This is a genomic window from Ruegeria sp. AK4, assembly GCF_056541025.1.
Map to the genome: position 1 here is coordinate 1 of NZ_JBQFXS010000049.1, position 5988 is coordinate 5988.

The window sequence follows — 5988 nt, forward strand, 5'->3', positions numbered from 1 at the left end:
TTTGTCTTTCCATTACTGGATCAAATCAAGCCTATCGGGCGATTAGTACCGGTCAACTGAACGCATTACTGCGCTTACATCTCCGGCCTATTGACGTGGTGGTCTTCCACGGCCCTCAGGGAGACCTTGTTTTGAGGGGGGCTTCCCGCTTAGATGCCTTCAGCGGTTATCCTGTCCGATCATAGCTACCCAGCACTGCCGTTGGCACGACAACTGGTCCACCAGTGGATCGTTCACCCCGGTCCTCTCGTACTAGGGGCAACTCCTCTCAAGTCTCCTACACCCACGGCAGATAGGGACCGAACTGTCTCACGACGTTCTAAACCCAGCTCACGTACCTCTTTAAACGGCGAACAGCCGTACCCTTGGGACCTGCTCCAGCCCCAGGATGAGATGAGCCGACATCGAGGTGCCAAACACTGCCGTCGATATGGACTCTTGGGCAGTATCAGCCTGTTATCCCCGGCGTACCTTTTATCCGTTGAGCGATGGCCCTTCCACTCGGGACCACCGGATCACTATGGCCGTCTTTCGACTCTGCTCGACTTGTCAGTCTTGCAGTCAGGCTGGCTTCTGCCATTGCACTCAACGAGCGATTTCCGACCGCTCTGAGCCAACCTTCGCGCGCCTCCGTTACGCTTTAGGAGGCGACCGCCCCAGTCAAACTACCCGCCACGCAGGGTCCCGGATCCGGATAACGGACCGCGGTTAGACATCAAGAGTGCGAAGGGTGGTATCTCAAGGGAGGCTCCACGGATACTTGCGTTTCCGCTTCAAAGCCTACCACCTATCCTGCACATCACAATCCTGATGCCAGTGCGAAGCTGTAGTAAAGGTGCACGGGGTCTTTCCGTCTAACCGCGGGAAGCCTGCATCTTGACAGGCAATTCAATTTCGCTGAGTCGATGTTGGAGACAGCGGGGAAGTCGTTACGCCATTCGTGCAGGTCGGAACTTACCCGACAAGGAATTTCGCTACCTTAGGACCGTTATAGTTACGGCCGCCGTTTACCTGGGCTTCAATTCAAGGCTCTCACCTCTCCTTTTAACCTTCAGGCACCGGGCAGGCGTCAGACCCTATACGTCGTCTTGCGACTTCGCAGAGCCCTGTGTTTTTAATAAACAGTCGCCACCCCCTGGTTTGTGCCCCCAGCCCCTAGTTGCCTAGGAACCGGGCCTCCTTCTCGCGAACTTACGGAGGTATTTTGCCGAGTTCCTTCAACATCGTTCTCTCAAGCGCCTTGGTATGCTCTACCAGTCCACCTGTGTCGGTTTAGGGTACGGTCTGATGGAGGGCTATTTCCAGGAACCACTCAGCAGCCCAATCAATCCGATAAGATTGAACTACACCTGTGATCCGTCACATCCTCCTGGCCCAGGAATATTAACCTGGTTCCCATCGCCTACGCCTTTCGGCCTCGGCTTAGGGGCCGGCTTACCCTGCTCAGATTAGCTTTAAGCAGGAACCCTTGGACTTTCGGCGAGAGTGTCTCTCACACTCTTTGTCGCTACTCATGTCATCATTCTCACTAGTGATCTCTCCACCGGATGGCTCACGCCCCGGCTTCATCGAAAGGACTTATATCTGTGCTACCGCTTACGCTACTTGAGCACGGTTGCCCGCGCCCCGGTGTCGGGCGGTAATTCAGATAAAGTCCTATGTCACACTACGCTCTGCTACCATGCCTTACGGCATCCTAGACTTCGGCTCATGGCTTGAGCCCCGTTACATCTTCGCCGCAGGACAACTTGTTTAGACCAGTGAGCTGTTACGCTATCTTTAAAGGATGGCTGCTTCTAAGCCAACCTCCTGGTTGTTTTGGTCGTCCCACCTGCTTTCCCACTTAGCCATGAATTGGGGGCCTTAGTCGTAGGTCAGGGTTGTTTCCCTCTCCACTACGGACGTTAGCATCCGCAGTGTGTCTGCCATCTAGTACTCCCGGGTATTCGGAGTTTGGTTAGGATCAGTAAGCCTGTGGGGCCCCATTACCCATCCAGTGCTCTACCCCCCGGGGTATTCGGATGACGCTCTACCTAAATAGATTTCGCAGAGAACCAGCTATCTCCGAGTTTGATTGGCCTTTCACCCCTAGGCACAGCTCATCCCGATCCTTTTCAACGGATGTGGGTTCGGTCCTCCAGTAAGTGTTACCTTACCTTCAACCTGGCCATGCCTAGATCACTCGGTTTCGGGTCTGATCCCACGAACTCATGCGCCCTATTAAGACTCGCTTTCGCTACGCCTACACCTAACGGCTTAAGCTTGCTCGTGAGACCAAGTCGATGACCCATTATACAAAAGGTACGCCGTCAGATCTCGAGGATCCTCCGACTGATTGTAGGCGTTCGGTTTCAGGTACTGTTTCACTCCCCTCGTCGGGGTGCTTTTCACCTTTCCCTCACGGTACTGGTTCGCTATCGGTCAGCAAGGAGTACTTAGCCTTCGAAGGTGGTCCTCCGATCTTCAGACAGAATTTCACGTGTTCCGCCCTACTTAATACGTCCGTCAAAGCTTCGAATACGGGGCTGTCACCCGCTATGGCCATGCTTCCCAACATGTTCTTCTCACTTATCCGGCTCGGCTGGTCCCCGTTCGCTCGCCGCTACTAGGGGAGTATCAATTGATGTCCTTTCCTCCGGGTACTTAGATGTTTCAGTTCCCCGGGTTTGCTCTTAAAACCCTATGTATTCAGGTCTTAAGTACCTGTTTAAACCCCATATTGAGTATCAAAGATAACAATATGAAGCTTTCAGGTGGGTTGCCCCATTCAGAAATCCATGGATCAAAGCTTATTCTCAGCTCCCCATGGCTTATCGCAGAGTATCACGTCTTTCATCGCCTCTTGCTGCCAAGGCATTCACCAAACGCCCTTCTCGCGCTTGATTTGATCCAGAAAAAGAAAGACAGGATTTGCGAAGCAAATCCATGGGTCGGAAGCTGGAACAACCAACCCCTTTTTCTGAACCAAAAGCATACTTTCCCGCCTTCCATCCTGGAACCCGCGCTGCCGATGTCGGTCGGCCCCACGCAGAGGATAGAAGACATTTAGGTTTCAGCAGCCCATCGAGGCCTGCCAAAACCTGCTCACTTTTCCTGACGGAAGAAGTGAGGGGTTAGTGTACTTGACTTGGACAACTCTGTTCGTTTCAGCCGGGATATTCAAAGAGGGACGAGGAAACATCCCTAATCAAACCTCCTCACTATGTGTGCTACCGCCTATTCGGCTACTTGAGCACGTGAGGACCAACTGAGATCAACGCCACACTCGGCGCCAATCAAACAGTGTTGATTGATTTCTCTCTATACGATGTCAATTGATGTGTCCGTCATCCTTGCGGGTGACTTGGACGAGACGTCCAATCGGACGGTTAAACACTGACATAGTGCTTAACGATCTGATCGAAGTGATATGGTGGATTTATACCCGCAATCCGGAGAACCGCTCTCATTGCTTTTGCTTCACAAAAGCAACTGCCGCTCCACGCTGCGTGGAACCGTTGTTCATCATCTTTTTGCTTGCAGCAAAAAGAGACGGTGGTGGAGCCTAGGAGGATCGAACTCCTGACCTCCTGAATGCAAATCAGGCGCTCTCCCAGCTGAGCTAAGGCCCCATAATAGTCGCTCTCATTGCTTTTGTGGCCAAAAGCAACTGCCGCGACAACGCCCTTTGCTTCGCAAAAGGCTTGGTGGGTCGAGGAGGACTTGAACCTCCGACCTCACGCTTATCAGGCGTGCGCTCTAACCACCTGAGCTACCGACCCAGCTGATTTTGCTTCGCAAAATCGGCGTCGCCCGGCAGGCGATTTGCCATGCAAATCTGCCGAGAGGGCCAGCTTGCCTGAAGCAAAACCGATCTGCATGAGCAGTAGCTCACGCTATGTCTGAAGAGATATGAGGACGGCTCGGCTCATGAGTTTGACCAACTTTGTTTGTTGATCTTCTGCTAAGTGTTTCACGTTTTAGTGTGCTACCGCCTATTCGGCTACTTGAACACATTAAAAATCTAGAAACATCCTTAGAAAGGAGGTGATCCAGCCGCAGGTTCCCCTACGGCTACCTTGTTACGACTTCACCCCAGTCGCTGATCCTACCGTGGTCCGCTGCCCCCAAAAGGTTAGCGCACGGCCGTCGGGTAGAACCAACTCCCATGGTGTGACGGGCGGTGTGTACAAGGCCCGGGAACGTATTCACCGCGTCATGCTGTTACGCGATTACTAGCGATTCCGACTTCATGGGGTCGAGTTGCAGACCCCAATCCGAACTGAGATAGCTTTTTGGGATTAACCCATTGTCACTACCATTGTAGCACGTGTGTAGCCCAACCCGTAAGGGCCATGAGGACTTGACGTCATCCACACCTTCCTCCCGCTTATCACGGGCAGTTTCCATAGAGTGCCCAGCCGAACTGCTGGCAACTAGGGATGTGGGTTGCGCTCGTTGCCGGACTTAACCGAACATCTCACGACACGAGCTGACGACAGCCATGCAGCACCTGTCACCGAGCCACCGAAGTGGAAAGCCCATCTCTGGACCGGTCCCGGGATGTCAAGGGTTGGTAAGGTTCTGCGCGTTGCTTCGAATTAAACCACATGCTCCACCGCTTGTGCGGGCCCCCGTCAATTCCTTTGAGTTTTAATCTTGCGACCGTACTCCCCAGGCGGAATGCTTAATCCGTTAGGTGTGTCACCGAATAGCATGCTACCCGACGACTGGCATTCATCGTTTACGGTGTGGACTACCAGGGTATCTAATCCTGTTTGCTCCCCACACTTTCGCACCTCAGCGTCAGTATCGAGCCAGTGAGCCGCCTTCGCCACTGGTGTTCCTCCGAATATCTACGAATTTCACCTCTACACTCGGAATTCCACTCACCTCTCTCGAACTCTAGACCGATAGTTTTGGAGGCAGTTCCGGGGTTGAGCCCCGGGATTTCACCCCCAACTTTCCGATCCGCCTACGTGCGCTTTACGCCCAGTAATTCCGAACAACGCTAACCCCCTCCGTATTACCGCGGCTGCTGGCACGGAGTTAGCCGGGGTTTCTTTACCTGCTACCGTCATTATCTTCACAGGCGAAAGAGCTTTACGACCCTAAGGCCTTCATCACTCACGCGGCATGGCTGGATCAGGGTTGCCCCCATTGTCCAAGATTCCCCACTGCTGCCTCCCGTAGGAGTCTGGGCCGTGTCTCAGTCCCAGTGTTGCTGATCATCCTCTAAAACCAGCTATAGATCGTAGGCTTGGTAGGCCATTACCCCACCAACTACCTAATCTAACGCGGGCTAATCCTTTGGCGATAAATCTTTCCCCCGAAGGGCTCATACGGTATTACTCTCCGTTTCCAGAGGCTATTCCGTACCAAAGGGCATATTCCCACGCGTTACTAACCCGTCCGCCGCTCACCCCGAAAGGCGCGCTCGACTTGCATGTGTTAGGCCTGCCGCCAGCGTTCGTTCTGAGCCAGGATCAAACTCTCAAGTTGAAATGATGTTGCCATCATATCCTTGACGTTCGAACCTCTGCACATCTTTAGTTGTGCTATCGCCTGTTCGGCTACTTGAGCACAGTGCAGCTTACGCTACGCTGCAGCTACCTGAGCTGTCCAAGCGATACATCCCCAGCCGGCTAGCCGGGAATACAACTAAAAGTCATCTGTTTGTTGTGCTTCTGGTTTCCTAAGAAACCGAAAGCCGTACAAACAGTGAAGCTGACACTCTATCATCGGAGCGAACCCCTAAGAGCGCGATATACAGACATCCAATCCGTCGAAACGAACCAAACCGCCCACATATCTCTTCAGTTATCCATCAATGTCAAAGAACAAAACACCCAAGACCAAAAACCAGACCGCAACGCCAATCACTCAGCGCAACCGCCTAAACCTAAACCTCAGATGCCCACCGTCTCTCCGATGTGTCCCGCCGTCTTTCCAGCGCGTCTCGCCGTCTCCAGCAACCCAGCAACCGCCTCAGCAGCGCCGGTGAAGGGG

Annotated in this window: 2 tRNA genes and 2 rRNA genes; all 4 read right to left on the reverse strand. The window is 53.3% G+C overall.

Features of this window, described 5'->3' with window-relative positions:
- Positions 1–21: 21 nt before the first annotated feature.
- Positions 22–2885 (reverse strand): 23S ribosomal RNA (locus ACR0EZ_RS25575).
- A 650-nt stretch (positions 2886–3535) separates the two neighbouring features.
- Positions 3536–3611: transfer RNA gene (locus ACR0EZ_RS25580), tRNA-Ala, on the reverse strand.
- Positions 3612–3684: 73 nt separating this feature from the next.
- Positions 3685–3761 (reverse strand) — tRNA-Ile (locus ACR0EZ_RS25585).
- Between the two features lie 258 nt (positions 3762–4019).
- Positions 4020–5481: ribosomal RNA gene (locus ACR0EZ_RS25590) — 16S ribosomal RNA — on the reverse strand.
- Together the 16S and 23S rRNA genes with 2 tRNA genes alongside form the textbook arrangement of a ribosomal RNA operon.
- Between the last annotated feature and the right edge of the window lie 507 nt (positions 5482–5988).